Here is a 19,964-nt window from a genome sequence, read left to right as displayed (position 1 = left end):
GAGGGGACAGGCTCCAGCGCTGCCAAGGATAAAGGCGTCGCTTGAGCTTGGGGTCGAACTCACCAAAGGACTATAACAATGGCTCTCAGTAAAGAAGTGCCGGAGTTTGACATCGACGATGAGGTTCTCCTTATGGAGGCCGGCATCGATTCGGAATCTTCGATGTCGAATGATGAAGGGGCTGCTCCACCTTCCGTTCGTTCCAAATCCAAACACTCCGCTTCACTTAAACAACATAAGTACATCGACTACACTCGGGCACTGGATGCCACGCAGTTGTACCTCAATGAAATCGGCTTTTCCCCATTGCTCTCTCCCGAGGAAGAAGTACATTTTGCGCGACTGTCGCAGAGTGGCGATCCGGCCGGGCGCAAGCGCATGATTGAAAGTAACCTGCGGCTGGTGGTCAAAATCGCCCGGCGTTACGTCAATCGAGGGCTGTCGCTGCTGGATCTGATCGAAGAGGGCAACCTCGGACTGATCCGCGCGGTAGAAAAGTTTGATCCCGAGCGCGGCTTTCGCTTCTCGACCTACGCAACCTGGTGGATTCGTCAGACCATCGAGCGCGCAATCATGAATCAGACCCGGACCATCCGGTTGCCGATTCACGTGGTCAAAGAGTTGAATGTGTACTTGCGGGCCGCACGGGAACTGACGCAAAAGCTTGATCACGAACCTTCACCCGAAGAAATCGCCAACCTGCTGGAAAAACCGGTGGGCGAGGTCAAGCGCATGCTGGGCCTGAATGAACGGGTTTCTTCGGTCGACGTCTCGCTGGGTCCTGATTCGGATAAAACCCTGCTGGACACCCTTACCGATGATCGTCCGACCGATCCGTGCGAACTGCTGCAGGATGACGACCTGTCGCAGAGCATCGATCAATGGTTGTCGGAACTGACCGACAAGCAGCGCGAGGTGGTTGTGCGTCGTTTCGGTCTGCGCGGTCACGAGAGCAGCACGCTGGAAGACGTAGGCCTGGAAATCGGTCTAACCCGGGAACGGGTAAGACAGATCCAGGTGGAAGGCCTCAAGCGCCTTCGTGAGATCCTTGAGAAGAATGGCCTGTCGAGCGAGTCGCTGTTCCAGTAAGCGTCTCACACGCCCGCCCACGAAAAGCCCCGACTGGTTCGGGGCTTTTTGTTGGCCTGGATTTGTTGGCTATCCCTTGCATCCCTGTTCATTACCGGACGTACGGTTGGCAATTCCATCGTTTGTAGTCTCGCGGTGTAAGCCTTGGCTTACTCTTTCGTAGGTATTCACTATTTTTACAAGACGGCAGACGTCGATTATTCTCAATGTTATTATTTAACTTATTGATTTATATAATTATTTTTTTAATGTGAAGTGCTTGTTACGGCGCTTTTGCGGTCGCCGGGCCGATTGCTCTCTCCGGGGAATTCTCTAGTATCCGGGTTGTGTCGACGGACAGACACGCCCTTCAAGGATGAGGGGAATGGACATCGCAGGACGCGATTCATCAGGACGATGAAAAGGAATACAGGGAATAGGGAAAAAATGTGGGCGGGTCATACCGCCCCTTTTTTTTGCCCGCAGAAAAGCAAAACACAGAAAAGCAAAAAGGCCCGTAAAGGGCCTTTTCATTCGAGCGCGCGGCAGATCAGCGTTCGAGGTCTTTGATCTTGCCTTTGACGCCATCCCACTCTTCGGCATCCGGCAGCGATTCTTTCTTCTCGGTGATGTTCGGCCAGATTTCAGCCAGATCAACGTTCAGTTGAATGAACTCCTGCATTTCTTCCGGAACTTCGTCCTCGGAGAAAATGGCTACGGCCGGGCATTCCGGTTCGCACAGGGCGCAGTCGATGCACTCATCCGGGTGAATCACCAGGAAGTTCGGGCCTTCGTAAAAGCAGTCCACCGGACAGACTTCTACGCAGTCGGTGTACTTGCACTTGATGCAGTTGTCGGTGACGACGAAGGTCATTTCTAATTTTCTCCTCAGGCGGCGGCAGCGTTGCCCCTTCACGGTTGGGGTCGCCAGGTTCGGGAGCGATACCTGCTGGCCAGGCTATTAGCCAGCAGCATCCCAAACCGCGCGAGATTCTAACAGCTTGAAGCCGTTTGCGTTATATCCGCTTCTTCAGTGCTTATATCCGGTTCTTCAATGCATAGAGCATTTCGAGCGCACGACGCGGAGTCAGGTCATCCAGATCCAGTTTAGCCAGCTCATCAAGCACCGGGTGCGGCAGGCTGGCGAACATGTCGCTTTGCTGTGGCGTCGCCGGTTTGCCCTTGGCGGCAGGTTTCGGCGCTTCATGGGGCAAAGCGGTTTCTTCCAGTCGGCTCAAGTGCTCGCGGGCACGCACGATCACTTCGCTTGGCACGCCGGCCAATTGCGCCACCGCCAGGCCATAGCTTTGGCTGGCAGGGCCAGGCAGCACGTGGTGCAGGAAGACGATGCGTTCGTTGTGCTCGGTGGCGTTGAGGTGGACGTTGGCTACCAGTGGCTCGGCTTCCGGCAACACGGTCAGTTCGAAGTAGTGGGTGGCAAACAGCGTATAGGCGCGCAGATGGGCCAGACGCTCGGCCGCCGCCCATGCTAGCGACAGACCGTCGAAGGTGCTGGTGCCGCGACCGACTTCGTCCATCAGCACCAAGCTGCGCTCGGTGGCGTTGTGCAGGATGTTGGCGGTCTCGCTCATTTCGACCATGAAGGTCGAACGGCCGCCCGCGAGGTCATCGCTGGAACCGATACGGGTGAAAATGCGGTCGACCAGCGACAGTTCGCAACTGGCGGCCGGCACGAAGCTGCCGATATGCGCCAGCAACACGATCAGTGCGGTTTGACGCATGTAGGTGGATTTACCGCCCATGTTCGGGCCGGTGATTACCAACATGCGCGTGTTGTCATCCAGACTGAGATCGTTGGCCACGAACGGCGTGGTCAGCACCTTCTCAACCACCGGGTGACGACCCTGGGTGATACGCATGCACGGCTCGCTGACGAAACGCGGGCAGTTCAGGTCGAGGTTCAGCGCACGCTCGGCGAGGTTGCTCAACACGTCGAGTTCGGCCAGCGCACCGGCGGTGTCCTGCAGCGGTGGCAACTGGCTGATCAGGTCTTCCAGCAGCGCTTCGTACAGCATCTTCTCGCGCGCCAAGGCACGGCTCTTGGCAGAGAGGGCTTTGTCTTCGAACTCTTTCAGTTCCGGCGTGATGAAGCGCTCGGCGCCTTTCAGGGTTTGCCGACGGATATAGTCAGCCGGTGCTGACTCGGCCTGCTTGCTCGGCAGTTCGATGAAGTAGCCGTGAATGCGGTTGTAGCCAACTTTCAGATGGCTCAGACCGGTGCGGGCTTTCTCGCGGGCTTCCAGGTCGATGAGGAACTGGCCGGCGTTCTCGCTCAACGATTGCAGCTCGTCGAGCTCGCTGTCGTAACCGGTTTTCAACACGCCGCCGTCACGGATCACCGCCGGCGGGTTGTCGATGATGGCTTTCTCCAGCAACGCCGCCAGCTCCGGGTAGGTGCTGGTGATGGTCGCCAGACCTTGCAGGTGCGGCGCTTCCAGATCGGTCATCGCCACTTGCAATTCAGGCAGTGCGCCAAGGGCGTCGCGCAGCCGGGCAAGGTCACGAGGACGTGCGTTGCGCAGGCCGATCCGCGCGAGAATTCGCTCGATGTCGCCGATTTCCTTGAGCTGTGGTTGCAGCTTTTCGAAACGATAGCGATCAAGCAGGCAAGTGATCGAGGTCTGGCGCGCCAGCAATACGGTCAAGTCACGTAACGGACGGTTCAGCCAACGGGTCAGCAGACGGCTGCCCATGGCGGTCTGGCAGCGATCGACCACCGATTGAAGGGTGTTGTCGCGGCCACCGGCCAGGTTGGTGTCCAGTTCCAGGTTGCGGCGGCTTGCACCGTCCAGCACCACGGTGTCGTCGAGGCGCTCGTGGCGCAGGCTGCGCAGGTGGGGCAGGGCGGTGCGCTGGGTTTCCTTGGCGTAGGCCAACAGGCAACCGGCAGCGCCGATGGCCAGGGTCAGGTTCTCGCAGCCAAAACCCTTCAGGTCTTGGGTGGAGAACTGCTGGCAAAGGCTTTTCAGCGCCGAATCACGCTCGAAATCCCACGGCGCACGACGACTGACGCCACGGCGTTTTTCCGCCGGCAGGTCCCTAGGCCAGTCATCCGGGATCAGCAACTCAACCGGATTGATTCGCTCCAGTTCCGCGAGCAGGTTTTCCCAGCCTTTGATTTCTGACACGCTGAAACTGCCGCTGGTGATGTCCAGCACGGCAAGGCCGAACAGACGTTCGTCACCCAGCAGGGCGGCAATCAGGTTGTCGCGGCGCTCGTCGAGCAGCGCCTCGTCACTGACCGTCCCCGGCGTGAGGATGCGCACCACCTGGCGTTCTACCGGGCCTTTGCTGGTGGCCGGGTCGCCGACCTGCTCGCAGATCACCACCGACTCGCCAAGCTTCACCAGCTTCGCGAGATAGCCTTCCGCCGCGTGGTAAGGAATGCCGCACATCGGGATCGCCTGACCCGCCGACTGTCCGCGCGCCGTCAGGGTGATGTCCAGCAACTTGGCCGCCTTCTTCGCGTCTTCGTAGAAGATCTCGTAGAAGTCGCCCATGCGGTAGAACATCAGCTGATCCGGGTGCTGATTCTTCAGGCGCCAGTACTGCTGCATCATCGGAGTGTGGGAGGACAAGTCTGAAATAGCTTTATTCATCAGGGGTTTAGCTTTACCGGAAAAAGTGACGAGGCAAAAACGGGTTCGTTCGCATCTTCAAAATGGCGAGTGTTTGCCAGCGATGCGGCCCGTGAGTTGATTCAGTGGGGCCGAGTATGAAGTTTTTTTGAGGTGGATGCAGCAACGCACCGCCGCTTGGGTTGGCATTGTGTCCTATAGTGCCGAAAAGCTATCGAATGATCGGAATTCGAGGATTGCAGATCAGTTGAGGACGAAGCTTGGAACAGTCAGAGGGCATCGGCTCACAAGCGTCAGCGAGCGATTGTTACTACGATGCGGAAAAAATGACCCTCAGCCGGTCGGGGCAGTCAGCCTTGCTGGGCAGCAATGAAAGCGACCTGCTGCTGGCGTTGATAGCCGGCGTGACCGATAAGGAGCAGCTTATCTCCCGGGTCTGGGGGGAGCGCGGGCTGGTGATTTCCGACAGCAGTTATTACAAGACGCTGCACATGCTCCGCGCGCATTTCGCTGACGTCGGGTTACCTCGGGACAGTCTCAAGACCTTGCCCCGCCGTGGCGTGCTGCTGTTGTGTGAAATCCGCTTGCTCAGCCCGGAGATTCAGGCCCTTGAAGCCCCGCTTGCGTTCGTAAGCGATGTGGAGGCGATCAGCGTCGACGCTCCCACGATGAAGACGTTTTCGAATCGTCACTGGCGTTTCTTTTTACTTGCAGTCGTAGTGCCGGCGCTTGCTCTGCCGGTTTTTTACGCTTACCTGGTGTTTAAAAAGCCAGCCGATCTGGAAGAGTGGAAACTCATCTGGCAAGAGGGCGAGGCGAAGTTGTATGTAGAAGAAAGTGAAAGAATGTCCAAAGAGGATATTGTCCAAGCGCTCAACGAGTTCGAGCCACCGATTGTATTGTCTGATATCAACTATTATGTGCGAAAGCCGCTCTCGCAATTGCTGATAAAGTGCATCAAGCCGGAAAGTAAGGGGGAGGCCATATGCGTGAACTACCAAGTCGTTGGAAAAAAATAATCGCACTCTTTGGCGTCTTGTCCATCTGTATCTTCGGTGTTCTGGTTGTCAGGCATTTTTATTTGATCAATCGCGATATTCCGCGCGCACCCTGTTTTGCATCCATAGATTTTGTTCATACGAATGATCACAAAGTTCGTTGGCATGGTGTTGGCGATATGACGATCGATCCAAGGGAAGGCGCTCTCTATGTCTACTACGTTGTCAAAACTCCTGAAGGAAAAGTCTATACGTATGATCGCAAGTTCGAGATTTCATTAGCGCATCTGGATACTTCCAGATTTTTGTTCAAGACGCGTTCGATTGTAAAGTTTGACGCAGATACTGCAGGCGATGAACTTCCGTTCATGGAAAGAGGCTTTCAGGGCGGTATGGTGACGTTCAATTACTTCTCTGATGCCGAGTACTACTACAACATCAATAACCTGATCAATGGCGTATGCCACGTCCCTCGCTAGCGAAAACCCCCAGATTGCAAGGCCTCCGGGCGACTAAGTAAGACTGAGTAAGATGCCAGTAAGGCCCCGACGGACCTGCGTTGTTAATGTGATTTGAGTCAAGCCAACAGCCTCTGCGACTGCCCGAGAGTCAGCGCCGTGCGGCTGTTTAGTTGCCTTGAATAACATGATGATGTTTAGGCTGTCGAGGAACGTTATAAATGCTCTGGTTTTGCGTGCGCAGTTCTCATGGAACCAAGTCTCGCGCCTGGAAGCGATCAATTGCAATTAACCGGGAAGGTATTGTTTTTGTGCCGGCGGTTATTGCCGGAAAAGAAAAGGATGTGAGTATTTCCACATTGTTTGATCGCACTCCTGTTTTGCTGTGTTTCGATCATGTTTACGTGCCAGTGGCGTGGATGGTCGAAAACTTTCCAACTTGCATGGCTCGCTGTCGCGACATGATGATGGCGGCACTTTCTGGTGTACAAGAAGCGTTAGGTTGTCGTAAGGCATGGTCTCGGGTGAGCCACTTTCGTGGGCGCGCGGGAGAAATAAATTATCTGGGGTTTGTCTCGTGAGATCGACTCTGCTCTGGAATCTGTCTCTGTTAGTTGGTGGTGTTTTGATCATCGATAGTTCTTGTGCCGGCGCACGAGAAAGTTGTACGCAGCGCCGCGCTGAACTTGTTTTCCAAATTGAACGCGCTGATGAGGCGGACAATGTTTATCGCAAGTCCGGTCTGGAACAGGCGCTTGCCAATGTGGAGCGTTACTGTCGCGAGCCTTCTGCACAGGATGACCGTTCGAGCGCTATCGAAAAGGCCGAAGCCGAAGTACGGCGCAGACAGAATTATCTGAAAGCTGCGCGTCAGTACGGCGACGTGAAAGTCATCAAGAAACAGGAAGCCAGGCTCGAACGGGCTCAGACAAAACTGCAAGAGCTCATGGATGAGTAAAGGGTCAACCACCGTCAACGAACCGCAGCAGGTTTTCTTTTTTCAACGCTGCAATTCAACGTGCTCATCAGTGACGCCGGGAAATCGAACATGAAAAACATCCTTATCTTTGCTTCAGTCTTTACTTCTGCTGTGCTGATCTCTGGCTGCACCGCCACCGACTGGGTGCATGCTGCTGGCGGCATCATGGGCGCCAAGGACGATTACGACAGGAAAGCCAGAGCCGATCGACTTAAAAAAGCCAATGCTGCCGCGCGTCGCGTCAAAGGCTGACCACACGTTGGAACCGGGCCGTTATTCAATCCAAATGATGGCTCGGCAATATCATTTTGAGGCTGAGTTCATATTTATGCGTTAATTATGCAAATCAGCATTTGTCTTCACGAATAACTTCAAGCACTATGCGCGTTATGCAAAAACGCAACGTAGCCTCCGTTTTAAGAGCACTGCTCGACCAGCACGGGATCTCCCCCACGGAGCTCCACCGTCGCACCGGCGTGCCTCAATCCACTCTCTCGCGGATTCTCAGCGGGAAGATCGTCGATCCCTCGGATAAACATATCTCGAAGATCGCCGAGTACTTCGCCGTGAGCACCGATCAATTGCGCGGGCGCGCTGATGTTGCGCCATCGGCCGGAGCCGCGCGTGATGACGTACACGCGGAACTCAAGGACATAATGCTGTGGGACGACGATACGCCGGTCGATGATGACGAGGTGTCGGTGCCGTTCCTTCGCGAGGTTGAATTGGCAGCAGGATCAGGAAGATTCGTCATCGAAGAGAGCGAGCGCTCTAGCCTGCGCTTCGGCAAACGCAGCCTGCGCCATAACGGTGTGCAGTTCGACCAGGCCAAATGTGTGACGGTGCGTGGCAACAGTATGTTGCCGGTGCTGCGTGATGGCGCCACCGTCGGCGTCAACGCTGGCAAGTGCGGCATCGGCGACATCATTGATGGCGACCTGTACGCAATCAATCACAATGGCCAGTTGCGTGTGAAGCAACTCTACCGCTTGCCTACCGGCATTCGTCTGCGCAGCTTCAATCGCGATGAGCACCCGGACGAGGACTACAGCTTCCAGGAAATCCAGGAGGAGCAGATCGTCATCCTCGGTCACGTCTTCTGGTGGGGCATGTACGCCCGCTAATCACACCGACTTCAGATAAGCCCGCCAATCGGCGGGTTTTTTTTCGCCTTGATGAAACCGCCAAACCCTTGAGCTGCGGGGCTTCCATGCATCTGCGCATTTGCTATGCATAAATAAATGCATTTACGCATTGACTGGATATGCATACATGCATATTCTTGCCACCAAGCCGCTCGACAAAGCGGCTGGCAAGAAAGCTCTTTAGTTCCACAAGAACAGGCAGCGATGAACCGGCCTCAACGGTTCAGAGGGTTGGCAACTGACCCGGGTGTGCAGCGTAAAGCACCAGAAGCAGTTATCCGGCGGGCAGGGACCGCGGTCGGAAAAACAATTTGAATGGACTCGTACCGCGCCAGTAGCGCCGAAAAGTCAGCTTCCTTCTTGAACACAGGATCTGAAGGAAGGCGAAGGAGCGCATTACTGAAAAGCCCGGTGTATCACCGGGCTTTTTGGAATGCCTGCCAGGTTTCATCACTGTTAAACGGCGACGTTCAAGGAAGTCTGAACGTTTCCCCCCTCCCACCGAGCAGACCTGACGTTACTAAGCCGAATAACAGCAGTGGTAACTGCTGCATATGGGCGCCAACCGGCCGTAGAAAGAGATCGTTTTCTCGGCTCCTGAAACGCCTCCCAGGCGTGATGAACGCGTTGAAGTTAAACGCACCGCAATGACAGGACGGCGGAATTTTCAAACGTCGTCCGGTGAATCTCGAGGAATGAAAAATGAAACGATATGTATGCATCGGCACCGTCTACCAAACGGCCTTCTCGATTGTTTTTGAGATACAGGATTCAGATGAAGGCATGCCAACTACCAGCCCGGCCGGCAGTTCGGGATACTGGATCGAAGTATCGGCAGACACAGCCGTTCAAGTGGGCTGGAAGGTTGACCCTTTTATCGATGAGAACGGCAATTACCTGAGAATTTATACAGAGCCGACTGAGGCTGAATCCGAGGCGATTACCACTGCCGGTATGAAAGAGCGGTTTGATGACGCGGCGCGTTGGCTGCAATTCAATCCGTTGCAATACAAGCAGGATCTTGGCGTAGCGACGCCAGCGGACGAAGCGGCTTTGCTCGCTTATAAGCAATACGTCGTTGCCGTCAGTGAAGTGAAAAATCAACAAGGTTATCCATCCTCTATCACTTGGCCGGTCGCTCCTTTCTGATTTGAAAAAGCGAAGCATCAGTGTTTTTAACCGATCGATATCTAAGGGCCGGGCGCAGTGAAAGGTGCGATGCGCCGGAATTCACCCGCCTGATACCTGCAAACAAGGAGTGACGATGAATCGCTATGTTTTTATAGAGATGAGCAACCAGTATCCATTTTCCCGTGTTGCGGAGATTGTCGAGTCTGAGGACATGCCGCAAACCTCTCCACCGGGAATCTCGGGCAGTTGGTACAAGGTTGAAAATGACACCACCGTTCAAGTTGGCTGGAAGGCTACCTACGAGGCAATTGGTTGGAGCTATTCGGAGCTTGCTTATCAGGATCATGTCGATTTGGTCTCGTTGCGTATGCGTCAAAAGCTCGGTGCAGCCACCGGCTGGCTCGATCTGAATCCAGTGCAATACAAAGTGAACCTCGGCAGCGCCACGCCAGAAGAGGCAGCTGCATGGATTGCTTACCAGCAGTACTACGTCGCGGTTGCCGACGTAAAAAATCAAGCTGACTACCCGTACACGGTCAACTGGCCAGTCGTTCCGTTCTGATTGCAAAGTCGGATCAACGGACGAGAGCGCATTACTGAAAAGCCCGGCCCCGGCGTCGGGCTTTTCGGAATGCCTAACTCAAGAGAAACCGTTTGAACCCAACACTCATCATTCATCAATCACCTACGGAGGCGTGACATGACAAACGAGCAACAAGCGTTGGCGGACATGCCGATCTGGCTGGTCATCCTCCTTGCCGTTGTCGGCGGGGTATCTGGCGAAATGTGGCGCGCTGACAAGGAGGGCGCCCGTGGCTGGTCATTGCTCCGACGGCTGGCCCTGCGCTCCGGCGCCTGCATGATCTGCGGCGTGTCGGCGATCATGCTGCTGTATGCCGCCGGATTGTCGATCTGGGCTGCCGGCGCGTTCGGTTGCCTGACAGCAATGGCCGGCGCCGATGTCGCCATCGGTCTTTACGAACGCTGGGCCGCCAAGCGCATCGGCGTCTGCGAAGTCCCGCCGCGCGACCAGCCTTAACCCTGAATATGTTTCCGTGCCGCCCCAGGGCGGCAGGGCTGCGCGTGGACGATTGAAAAGGAGCTCATGTATGCCCACACCGATCCAGCAGCCGTCGCAACTGTTCACCGCCATCGCGACGACGCTGCCCAACACTGCCGGTCTCAGCCTCACTGTCGGCAGTTACGCCGATTTCACTGCACCGGGCGATCAGGCCTGGGTGTTGATCAACTTCGAGCGGAATGGACCTGGAGTGCGCGCCGCTGACGGGCGAATTGCTCATGTCATGACGGTGTCGCTGCAGGTCATCCCGGCCCTTTCCGCCAGCGCATTTGCAGCATGCGATCTGATTGCTGTGCTGAAAAACCTGATCACCGACAACCGCTGGGGCCTGCCCGCCGATCAATGCGATCTGCCGATCAACATTGATGGCCTGCCATCGCTGCTTACCCGCACCGAGCAGCAATTCAAGACTTGGACACTGACGTTCAATCAGACCCTTTACCTCGGCCCGACCTTGCTTGACGACCCGCTGGGCGCGCCGAAATTCGCTCGCACCTGGGAAGTCAGCGACATTGACGATCCTGACCAATACACCGCGCTGGAGGCCTGAGATGTTCGATGCACTATTGCGCATGCAACTCGGACCGATCATCGAACGCCTGGCCGAGATGGAAGCGGAAATCGACGACCTGCACCGGCGCGCCGAAAGCTTCTGCCGGATCGGTATCTGCCAGACCGTCGACGCCACGAGCAATACCTGTCAGGTCAGTCACGGTGGGTTGCTCACGCCGGCGATCAAGTTTTTCAACCCCAGCGCTGGCGCACAAAGCGAGTCGCGGATTCCGACGGTGGGCGAGCAGTGTCTGCTGTTCAATTACGGTAGCGGCGAAAGCGGCGCGCAGAGCGTGGCATTGTTCGGCTTGAACAGTGACCGTTTTCCGCCAGCCTCCACAGTGCCGACGTTGACCCGTCGAGTACATCAGGACGGCAGCGAAAGCAGCTACGACGATGCTTCACACACCCTGCACTGGCTTAACGGCCCGGCGACTTTCAACGGCTCTCGCGAGTCACTGGAACTGAGTATCGGCCCGGCACGCCTGGCAATGACGCCACAACTGATCACCCTGCAACTGGGTGCAGTCGGCCTGACCATCGACGCTTCCGGCGTGCACTTCAGCGGCCCATTGGTCGATCACCAGGGCCGTGTCATCAGCCCCTGATTCAAGAGCCTCCCATGATCGGAATCGATAGAGACAGCGGGACCACGGTCGACGACTGGCTGCAGTTTGTGCAGCGTGCGACCCGGGCCCTGACTACGCCGCTGGGCACCCGGCAAAAAAGGCCCCTGTATGGCTCGTTGATCCCCTCGCTGCTGGGGCAGAACCTCGGCGACGACGTCCTGCTTCTGGCCCAGAGCCATGCGGCGCAGGCGTTCTATAACGCGCAGAACGGGATCAGCGATTTTCAGCCGCAAGTGATCGTCGCCAGCCGTCAGGGCGCCGGTCTGCTGTTGCGCTTCGCCGGCACCTGGAAAAACCGTCAACAAACCTTCGAGGTCGTGACATGAGCATGTTGATCCCCGGCCAGAACCAATTGGCCGAACCCGCGCTGATTACCGTCGAGGCTTTCGAAGATCTGCTCGCCGAGTTCAAGACTTTCGTCATCGAATACGTCGGTGCGCGCTCGCCGGACAGCGCCGCAAAACTCAAGACCAGCCTGGAAAACGAGAGTGAACTGCTGACCCTGGCGCTTGAGGCTTTCTGCGTGCGGCTGCAAACCCACGAGCGCAAATACAACGCCCGCATCAAACAGATGCTGGCGTGGTGGGCGACGGGCAGCAACCTCGATGCGCGGCTGGCGGACATGGGGCTTGAGCGGCAGTTGCTCGATCCGGGCGACCCGGCGGCATTCCCGCCGGTGCCGGCGATTTATGAAAGCGACGAAGACGCTCGCCTGCGTTATTACCTGGCGCCGCATGCGCCGGCAGCAGGTTCGCGGATGCAGTATCGCCGCGAAGTTTTCACCCTTGGCGAGCGTCCGACGGTGCAGGTCGAATCCACCGAGGCAGGTGTGGTGAATGTCACTTACACCTTCAACCCGGACGGTCTCGCCGCGCAGGTCAAGGATGGCAATGCTCGGCGCACCGCGCCGGGCGAAGTGCAGGTCACTGTGCTGTCCCGCGACGGCGATGGCACGCCTTCCGCGTCATTGCTGGACGGCGTTCGTCAGCACTTCGCTCGGCCGGATGTACGACCTGAAACCGACCTCGTCACCGTCAAGGCTGCCGACATTCAGCGCTACAAGATCCGCGTCGTCGCCAAGATCAATTCCGGCCCCGATTCAGGCCTGACCAAAGTCGCCGCGCAACAGCAATTGCAGGCCTACGCCGACAGTTGTCATCGTCTTGAAGGCCGCGTTGATCCAAGCTGGATCGACTACACGCTGCACAGCGCCGGTGCCGTGCAACTGCAGATTCTCGAACCGCTGGCGCCGATCGTGACGACGGCGTTTCAAGCGCCGTATTGCACGGCGGTCGAGGTTGAGGTGCTGACGCTATGAGTGAAAAAACTCAGCGCCCAACGCTGCTGCCGGCCAACAGTTCGGCACTGGAACGAGGTCTGGATCTGGGCTTTGGCGCTTTGCTCGATCGCATCGCGCCGCCATTTCCGGAACTGATGAACCCCGCAAAAACCCCGGTCGCCTTTCTGCCTTATCTGGCAGCGGATCGCGGTGTTGCTGAATGGAGCACCGCCGCACCGGAAGCGGAAAAACGCCTGACCGTCGAACTGGCCTGGCCCACCGCGCGCCAGGCCGGCACTCGCAAGGCGCTGGAAAACGCCGCCAAGGGTTTGCAACTACGCCCGGAGATCCGCGCCTGGTACGAACAGACACCGCCCGGTGCGCCGTACAGCTTTTCCGTACGAGCCTTCAGCGACCAACCCTACAGCGAAGAAATCGACGCCCGTCTCGACCGACGCCTGGCGGATGCCAAGAGCGAACGCGATGTGCTGACGGTCTCGGTCGGCTTGAGCGCTTTCGGCAATCACGTCATCGGCGCCGCGACGTTCTGCGGCGAACTGACCACGGTTTATCCGGTGTTCATCGAAGGGCTGGAAACCTCGGGAGAGGCATTCATGGCCGCCGGCATGTACACCGTCGAAACATCCACTATTTATCCTCAGGGGGCCTGAATGGCTGACTATTACACCCTGCTCACCAACGCAGGGATTGCCTACGAAACGGCGTGCAAGGCCGCGGGTACGCCGATCAAGTTGACGCAGATTTCCGTCGGTGACGGTGGCGGCTCGGTCTACAACCCGGCCGCGACCGCCACTGCGCTGAAACGCGAAGTCTGGCGCGGGCCGCTCAATGCGCTGTTCCAGGACGAGAAAAATCCGAGCTGGCTGCTCGCCGAAGTGACCATTCCGCCGGATGTTGGCGGCTGGTATGTGCGTGAAGCCGGGTTGTGGACTGACACTGGCGTTCTCTACGCCATCGTCAAATATCCGGAGTCGTTCAAACCGGTTCTGGCCACGTCGGGTTCGGGGAAAGAGTTCTACATTCGCTCGATTTTCGAGACCAGCAATGCGTCCTTGGTGACGTTGTTGATTGATGACACGGTGGTTAAAGCCACCCGTGCCTGGGTCATGAGTTATCTCGCCGAAGAACTCGGCAAGCTCGATGGCAAGCAATCGGTGCGTGTTGCTGCGACTGGCAATGTCGTGTTGAACGGTGCGCAGCAGATTGATGGTGTGGCAGTGATTGCTGGCGACCGCGTGCTTGTTGCGAACCAGACGCTGGCCAAGGACAACGGCCTGTGGATTGTCGCCAATGGTGACTGGGTGCGGGCGACCGATGCCAACAGCAGCGCCAAGGTCACGCCGGGACTTACGGTCATGGTCGAGGAGGGCACGGCGAATGGAGATTCGTTGTGGCATCTCACGACTAACGCGCCGATCACTTTGGGTACCACAGCGCTGACGTTCAAGATGCTGGCGGGGCGTACCGGGATTGCGGCCGGGACATACAAAAGTCTGACGGTTGATGAATATGGCCGCGCGACTGCCGGTGCGAACCCTGAAACGTTGGCCGGGTTTGGCATCAAGGATTCGTACACCAAGGCTGAAGTTGAAGCGTTGATTGCCAAGGCGTCGGCGTTGCCGGTGGGGTCGATTGTCGCGTTTCCGGTTGATTCGCCGCCGCCGGGTTTTCTGGAGCTGGATAACAGCGTCAAGAGCAGTGCGACGTATCCCGACCTGAGCGCTTATCTGGGCGGAAAGTTCAACAAGGGTGATGAAGGCGTTGGGAATTTCCGCTTGCCGGAGGCGCGTGGGGAATTCTTGCGTGGTTGGGATCATGGGCGAGGCGTAGACGCTAGCCGTGTGGTTGGCTCGACCCAAAAGGGTACGGTAACTACTTTCGACAGCAACCCGAATCCGAACCTCACGGTCGAGGTTGTGCAGGCATCGGTAGCGGCTGCACAGGCCGATGTATTCGTATCCACTGATTATCCTGGGGTAGCCAGGACGTACACGACTTCGGGGGTTGTTACCTCATCGATACTGGCGGATGGCGGAGTTGTGAGGCCGCGTAACATCGCCGTCATGTGGTGCATCAAAGCCTGGAACGCCCCGGTCAATCAGGGAACCATCGATGTCGCCGCGCTGGCCAAGGAAGTCGAACGGCTCAAATCCGCCGTTCCGATTGGCGCTGTTCTGGCATTCCCGACGGGTATTGTCGCACCCGGTTATCTGGAGCTGGACGGCAGTGTGCAGAGCATTGCGACTTATCCGGATCTGGCCGCCTATCTCGGTACCACGTACAACAAAGGCAATGAGGGCGCAGGTAACTTCCGATTGCCGGAATCACGCGGTGAGTTCCTGCGCGGCTGGGATCATGGGCGCGGTGTGGATGCGGGGCGGCAGATCGGAATTTATCAGGGAGACGAAGTAAAATCCCACTATCACGATGCCCTGTTCGCGACAGGTCCAGTAGGCGCTGGCTCCGTTCTGGGGATCACCAACTCGGCTGCCGGTGACAGGGTGGGAAGTGGTGCGCAATATGCGTCCAGCGGCGGCCCTCAAAGCTACATTGCCAGTACCGGAGGCGCTGAAACCCGCCCCCGCAACATCGCCGTCATGTGGTGCATCAAAGCCTGGGATGCGCCGACCAATCAGGGAAACATCGATATCACTGCACTGGCGAATCTGGCGCAACAAGCTTCCGAAAGCAATCAAGGCACAGCAAAAATCGCTACCCAAGCCCAGACAGACGCGGGCACTGATGACAAAGCCATAGTCACTCCCAAAAAAATGCGTTGGGGATTTTCAATTGGCATTTCTGAGAACCTGGGCAGTAGCTACGTTGTATTTCCGACGTGGCTCGGAGGATTGATCATTCAGTGGGGGATGACGAACGCAATCGCATCCGGCGCAAATTACCTCCAGGCCTTTCCGGTAGCGTTCCCGTTGTTCGTGCCAGCAGTATTTACGACTTATCCCAATGCTGCAGTGGATGCGCCGACGGGCTCGACCTATATCGGTCAGGTTCGAGCTCAGAGTAAGGCGAACGTGACCATTCGCAACATTGGCCCCACCCCGGCACAATTTTATTTTCTGGCTATCGGCCGTTGAGGCCGAGAACCAGTCGAGGGTTAGCTATGAAGTTCGCAACATTTAGTGAAACCGGTGAGTTGACCGGACGTTATGACTCGGCCCTCCACTCAGTCATTCCTGAACAAGCGGTCGAACTGAGCGATGAAGTTTTTCTCGCCACCAGAACCGATCAAACGGGTGAGTGGAGGCTGGTCGATGGAGAGGTCGTAAAAGTACCCTTTGCAATAGTGGAACCGAATTACCCCGAACTGTTCGCGCAAACGCGGTTCTTGCATGAAACACACGGTATCGCTATAGAGGGATTGAATATAGAAACATCTCGCGACAGCCAGGCGCTGATCGCCAGCACAGGTCTGTCTGCCATTCTCGACCCCGAGTATCGCTGCAACTTCAAAACCCTCAATGGTTTTGTCGAGATCGGCGCCGAGCAGATTCTCGCCATTGCCAAGGCTGTGCGCAGCCATGTCCAGGCCTGCTTTGATCGCGAACTGGATTTGCTCCGGGCCCTCGAGGCGCGAACTTATAAAGATGAAATGCTCGCTGAAGGTTGGCCGCTCTCGCCACCGATCACAGCGCATCAGTAAACGCCCCATTCTCTGGGGCGTTTTCATATCTGGCCACTCACGAGGGTGGTTTTAGAGTCGTCGTTAATCAAACAAGGAAGAACCTATGTTTTATTCACACTCCACTGGCGGTTTTTACGATCCCACCTTTCATACAGAAATTCCAAGCGATGCAGTTGAAATCTCTCAGGAGTACTGGAGGGAGTTACTGGACGGATTGTCCCTGGGCAAGATGATTGTCATGAATGATGAAAACTACCCAGTGCTGGTTGAACGGCCCGGCCCAACGCCTGAGCAACTGGAGGGGTATGAGCGTTCGTGGCGCAACCTGCAGATTGCAGCCACTGATCCCGTGGTCAACCGTCATCGTGACGAGGTGGACCGTTGGCCGACCCAGCTGACCCCGGCGCAATACATCGAGTTGCAAACGTACCGCCATGTGCTTCGTCTGTGGCCGGAGGGCGGTGAGTTGCCCTTGAGCGAACACCGCCCGGCAGCGCCGGAATGGCTCGCTAGCCTGCCTGAATAAAAACGCCCCGCACTGACGGGGCGTTTTCTTATCCGCTGATCAGCAACTGATAGCCCCTTGTTGAAACCAAGGGGCTTTTTCGTCTTTGGAGAAACCCGAATGGCAACCCGCCAAACCTACACCGTGCTCGTCCCATTTCCCACCGGCGGTGGGCATTGGTCGAGCGTCGGTCAAGACCTTGATCTGCTCGATGTCGAGGCCAGTGCACTGCACTTCGCCGGTCGACTGGAACTGAAAACCCCAACCACCCAGGCCAAAAAGGCCGCTGCCAAGAAGGCTGACTGAATATGGCTGAGGTTCTGAACTTCGAGCACAACGGCATTACTGTCAATGCCACCGAATCCCCCGAGGCCATGGGTGGCCTGGGTGACAACGTCATCGGTCTGGTCGGCACTGCGCCGAAAGCCGATCCGCTGATTCCGCGTAACGCACCGTTCCGCATCAACAGCTTCACCACCCACGCGCTGCTCGATCCGACCGGTTCCGAAGAGGGCACCCTGTACCACGCGGTTTATCAGATCCTCAAAGTGGTCAAGGTGCCGGTTTACGTAGTGATCGTCGAAGCGGGCGCTACCCCGGCTGACACCGTCAACAACGTGATCGGCGGCGTTGATCCGCTGACTGGTCGCAAGCTCGGTCTGGCGGCGCTGGGCAGTGTTCCGGAAGACCTGACCATCATCGGCGCGCCGGGCTTCACCGGCACTAAAGCGGTGGCCGGCGAGTTCGCCTCGTTCGGCAAGCGCATCAAGGCCCGAGTGGTGCTGGACGGCAAGGACGCCTCGGTCGCCGATCAAGTGCTGTACAGCCAGGAACTCGGCGGCGCCGATCTTGGTTTCGACCGCTGCCTGGTGGTGCACAACATGCCCGCCGTGTACTCGAAAGCAGCGAAGAAAAACGTCTTCCTGTCGCCGTCCAGCCTGGCGATTGCCGCGCTGGCCAAAGTCAAACAGTGGGAGAGCCCAGGCAACCAGGTCACTTACGCCGAGGACGTTTCGCGGGTCGTTGAATACAACATCCTCGACACCTCCACCGAAGGCGATCTGCTCAACCGCTACGGCGTCAGCTACTACGCCCGCACCGTGCTCGGCGGTTTCTCGCTGCTGGGTAACCGTTCGATCACCGGCAAGTTCATCAGCTATGTCGGCCTCGAAGATGCGATCAGCCGCAAGCTGGTCAAGGCCGGCCAGAAAGCCATGGCCAAGAACCTCACCAAGTCCTTCATGGATCAAGAGGTCAAGCGCATCAACGACTGGCTGCAAACCCTGGTCGCCGACGAAACCATCCCTGGCGGCAGCGTCTATCTGCACCCGGAACTGAACAGCGTCGAGAAGTACAAGAACGGCACCTGGTACGTGGTTATCGACTACGGCCGCTACGCGCCGAACGAACACATGGTTTATCAACTCAACGCCCGCGATGAAATCATCGAGCAGTTCCTGGAGGACGTTCTCTAATGTTTACCAACCGCGTAAGACAGGCCATCGCGGCCACCCTGCAAGGCCTGCCGTTGTCGGCGACCGTTGAAGAATTCACCCCGCCGAAGATCGAATTCGATGTGGAAGAGATGCGTGGCGGCCGCTTCATCGTCGAAGAAATGGCCAAGGGTGGCAAAGCGCTCAACGCCAAGCTGACCCTGCAAGGTCTCGGCGCCGAGGTCATGCTGGCACTGGGTGTGAAGCTGGGCGACGACATCCTGCTGAACGTGCGTGAAGCCGGTCAGGATCAGGACGGCAACACTTGGTTCACCTACCACACCGTCGGCGGCAAGCTGAAATCCCTCGAAGAAACCGCCGTGAAAATGGGTGAAAAACCCAAGACCAATCTGGAGCTGTCCTGCCGCACCTACAACCGCCTGGAAAACGGCGTGCCGGTGATCGACATCGACGTGCGCACCCAGAAGTTCGTGCTCAACGGCGTCGACATCCTCGGTGATGCGCGGCGTGCGGTGCTGATGCCGTAATCCCGGTTTACAGGCAATCATAAAAAACCCTGTGGGAGCGAGCTTGCTCGCGAAGCCTTTGGCACATGCAACATCAATGTGACTGAACCACCGCTTTCGCGAGCAAGCTCGCTCCCACAGTGGGCCAGTGTGACTGGCAGAAATTGAGTAACCCCCAAGAATCACCAAGGAATTCATACATGTCGTGGATGCCACCCCAGCATGACCTGTTGTCGCCGATCACCGGCGACGACGGTTCGCAGATCGAAACGATCCAGCTCAAGCCACTGTTCTACGCCGCGCAAAAAGAAGCGCTGGAACGCGCCGGCGATGACGAAGACGATCAGTTCTTCGAACTGGCCCTGCTCGCCACCGGCCTGTCGGTCAAGGAACTCGACCAGCTCAAGCGCCCGGACTACGTGAGCATCGCCCAGTACGTGCATGAGATGTCGACCCAGCCTGCGTCGTACTTTCTCGAGCAGGTCGAAGACGCGGAAAAATCCGCCGATCCCGATCAGATCCAGCTGCTGCAACCGCTCGCCGTGACCGGCCGCACCGTGACCTCGCTGAGCCTGGAAATGCCCGTGCTGCGCGCCACCAAAGTGATGAAGAAACTGAAAACGGCCAAGGAACGCGCCGAGTTCATCACCGCCCATTGCACCGGCCTGATGATCCCCGATCTGGCCCTGATGACTGTTCCGGACTGGACTCAATTGCAGGTGCGCATCGACGATTTTTTAAACCAGCCGGCGGCCTACTTTCGGAACGCGATATCGAAGTAATCCTCGATATCGTCCCGCTCATTTACCCGGTAAGTGAAGCGGAGATTCTGGAATGGGACGCCGAAAAGGCGTTGCGCCGCTACGACATAGCGATCACTCGCCTTGGCGTAAAACAGGAGTAGAGCGGCAATGGCAGA

The 19,964-nt window shown here is 57.2% G+C and carries 24 protein-coding genes; 22 read left to right on the top strand and 2 right to left on the bottom strand.

The window, feature by feature from the left end:
- Positions 1-78: 78 nt before the first annotated feature.
- Positions 79-1,089 (top strand): RNA polymerase sigma factor RpoS, encoded by a 1,011-nt coding sequence (gene rpoS, locus HUW52_RS25530; RefSeq protein WP_016985073.1) that lies wholly within the window; start codon positions 79-81, stop codon positions 1,087-1,089.
- 529 nt (positions 1,090-1,618) lie between these two features.
- Here rpoS and fdxA read toward each other — a convergent pair.
- Positions 1,619-1,942, bottom strand: coding sequence for a ferredoxin FdxA (fdxA, locus tag HUW52_RS25525; RefSeq protein ID WP_008077096.1), 324 nt, complete (start codon positions 1,940-1,942; stop codon positions 1,619-1,621).
- 163 nt (positions 1,943-2,105) lie between these two features.
- Positions 2,106-4,676 carry a DNA mismatch repair protein MutS gene (gene mutS, locus HUW52_RS25520; RefSeq protein WP_175555731.1) on the bottom strand — a complete coding sequence of 857 codons (2,571 nt, stop codon included), beginning with the start codon at positions 4,674-4,676 and terminating at the stop codon, positions 2,106-2,108.
- Between the two features lie 251 nt (positions 4,677-4,927).
- Here mutS and HUW52_RS25515 point away from each other — a divergent pair, with 251 nt between their 5' ends.
- From HUW52_RS25515 to HUW52_RS25415, 21 genes are all read left to right on the top strand, one after another.
- Entirely contained in the window at positions 4,928-5,686 is a 759-nt protein-coding gene (locus tag HUW52_RS25515) for a DNA-binding protein (RefSeq protein WP_175555215.1), read from the top strand.
- On the top strand, positions 5,653-6,144 hold the full coding sequence (locus tag HUW52_RS25510; RefSeq protein WP_175555214.1) for a hypothetical protein: 492 nt from the start codon (positions 5,653-5,655) through the stop codon (positions 6,142-6,144). Before HUW52_RS25515 ends, HUW52_RS25510 begins: the two co-directional genes overlap by 34 nt.
- A gap of 200 nt (positions 6,145-6,344) precedes the next feature.
- Positions 6,345-6,704, top strand: coding sequence for a hypothetical protein (locus HUW52_RS25505; RefSeq protein ID WP_175555213.1), 360 nt, complete (start codon positions 6,345-6,347; stop codon positions 6,702-6,704).
- A 44-nt stretch (positions 6,705-6,748) separates the two neighbouring features.
- Positions 6,749-7,081, top strand: a complete 333-nt coding sequence (locus HUW52_RS25500) for a DUF1090 family protein (RefSeq protein WP_256667867.1) — start codon at positions 6,749-6,751, stop codon at positions 7,079-7,081.
- Between the two features lie 90 nt (positions 7,082-7,171).
- Positions 7,172-7,354 (top strand): hypothetical protein, encoded by a 183-nt coding sequence (locus HUW52_RS25495; protein WP_016985068.1) that lies wholly within the window; start codon positions 7,172-7,174, stop codon positions 7,352-7,354.
- Positions 7,355-7,491: 137 nt separating this feature from the next.
- A complete protein-coding gene (locus tag HUW52_RS25490) occupies positions 7,492-8,226 on the top strand; it encodes an XRE family transcriptional regulator (RefSeq protein WP_007908821.1) in 735 nt (244 codons plus the stop codon).
- Positions 8,227-8,949: 723 nt separating this feature from the next.
- Positions 8,950-9,396, top strand: coding sequence for a tail fiber assembly protein (locus tag HUW52_RS25485; RefSeq protein ID WP_175555211.1), 447 nt, complete (start codon positions 8,950-8,952; stop codon positions 9,394-9,396).
- Positions 9,397-9,511: 115 nt separating this feature from the next.
- Positions 9,512-9,940, top strand: coding sequence for a tail fiber assembly protein (locus HUW52_RS25480; protein ID WP_026000603.1), 429 nt, complete (start codon positions 9,512-9,514; stop codon positions 9,938-9,940).
- A 138-nt stretch (positions 9,941-10,078) separates the two neighbouring features.
- Positions 10,079-10,417: a phage holin family protein gene (locus HUW52_RS25475; protein WP_011332709.1), complete on the top strand. Its 339-nt coding sequence runs from the start codon at positions 10,079-10,081 to the stop codon at positions 10,415-10,417.
- A 70-nt stretch (positions 10,418-10,487) separates the two neighbouring features.
- Entirely contained in the window at positions 10,488-11,009 is a 522-nt protein-coding gene (locus HUW52_RS25470; RefSeq protein WP_175555210.1) for a hypothetical protein, read from the top strand.
- A 1-nt stretch (position 11,010) separates the two neighbouring features.
- Positions 11,011-11,619 (top strand): phage baseplate assembly protein V, encoded by a 609-nt coding sequence (locus HUW52_RS25465; protein ID WP_175555209.1) that lies wholly within the window; start codon positions 11,011-11,013, stop codon positions 11,617-11,619.
- Positions 11,620-11,633: 14 nt separating this feature from the next.
- Positions 11,634-11,966 carry a phage baseplate protein gene (locus tag HUW52_RS25460; protein WP_175555208.1) on the top strand — a complete coding sequence of 111 codons (333 nt, stop codon included), beginning with the start codon at positions 11,634-11,636 and terminating at the stop codon, positions 11,964-11,966.
- A complete protein-coding gene (locus tag HUW52_RS25455; protein WP_175555207.1) occupies positions 11,963-12,958 on the top strand; it encodes a baseplate J/gp47 family protein in 996 nt (331 codons plus the stop codon). The genes HUW52_RS25460 and HUW52_RS25455 overlap by 4 nt, the downstream gene beginning before the upstream one ends.
- Positions 12,955-13,590 (top strand): phage tail protein I, encoded by a 636-nt coding sequence (locus tag HUW52_RS25450; protein WP_175555206.1) that lies wholly within the window; start codon positions 12,955-12,957, stop codon positions 13,588-13,590. Before HUW52_RS25455 ends, HUW52_RS25450 begins: the two co-directional genes overlap by 4 nt.
- Positions 13,591-16,032: a phage tail protein gene (locus HUW52_RS25445; protein ID WP_175555205.1), complete on the top strand. Its 2,442-nt coding sequence runs from the start codon at positions 13,591-13,593 to the stop codon at positions 16,030-16,032.
- A gap of 26 nt (positions 16,033-16,058) precedes the next feature.
- Complete coding sequence (locus HUW52_RS25440) at positions 16,059-16,598, top strand: DUF4376 domain-containing protein (protein WP_175555204.1); 540 nt, start codon at positions 16,059-16,061, stop codon at positions 16,596-16,598.
- A 220-nt stretch (positions 16,599-16,818) separates the two neighbouring features.
- Positions 16,819-17,106: a phage tail protein gene (locus tag HUW52_RS25435; RefSeq protein ID WP_246376106.1), complete on the top strand. Its 288-nt coding sequence runs from the start codon at positions 16,819-16,821 to the stop codon at positions 17,104-17,106.
- 99 nt (positions 17,107-17,205) lie between these two features.
- Complete coding sequence (locus HUW52_RS25430) at positions 17,206-17,391, top strand: hypothetical protein (RefSeq protein ID WP_122843259.1); 186 nt, start codon at positions 17,206-17,208, stop codon at positions 17,389-17,391.
- A gap of 2 nt (positions 17,392-17,393) precedes the next feature.
- Positions 17,394-18,560 carry a tail protein gene (locus HUW52_RS25425; RefSeq protein ID WP_016985056.1) on the top strand — a complete coding sequence of 389 codons (1,167 nt, stop codon included), beginning with the start codon at positions 17,394-17,396 and terminating at the stop codon, positions 18,558-18,560.
- Positions 18,560-19,066, top strand: coding sequence for a phage major tail tube protein (locus HUW52_RS25420; protein ID WP_016985055.1), 507 nt, complete (start codon positions 18,560-18,562; stop codon positions 19,064-19,066). Before HUW52_RS25425 ends, HUW52_RS25420 begins: the two co-directional genes overlap by 1 nt.
- A 179-nt stretch (positions 19,067-19,245) precedes the next feature.
- Positions 19,246-19,827: a phage tail assembly protein gene (locus tag HUW52_RS25415; RefSeq protein WP_175555203.1), complete on the top strand. Its 582-nt coding sequence runs from the start codon at positions 19,246-19,248 to the stop codon at positions 19,825-19,827.
- Positions 19,828-19,964: the final 137 nt, after the last annotated feature.

This window comes from Pseudomonas sp. 43A, assembly GCF_013363935.1.
Lineage (GTDB): Bacteria > Pseudomonadota > Gammaproteobacteria > Pseudomonadales > Pseudomonadaceae > Aquipseudomonas > Aquipseudomonas crudilactis.
The sequence above is the reverse complement of the archived record's forward strand: the minus strand, read 5'-3'. Positions and strand labels throughout refer to the sequence as shown.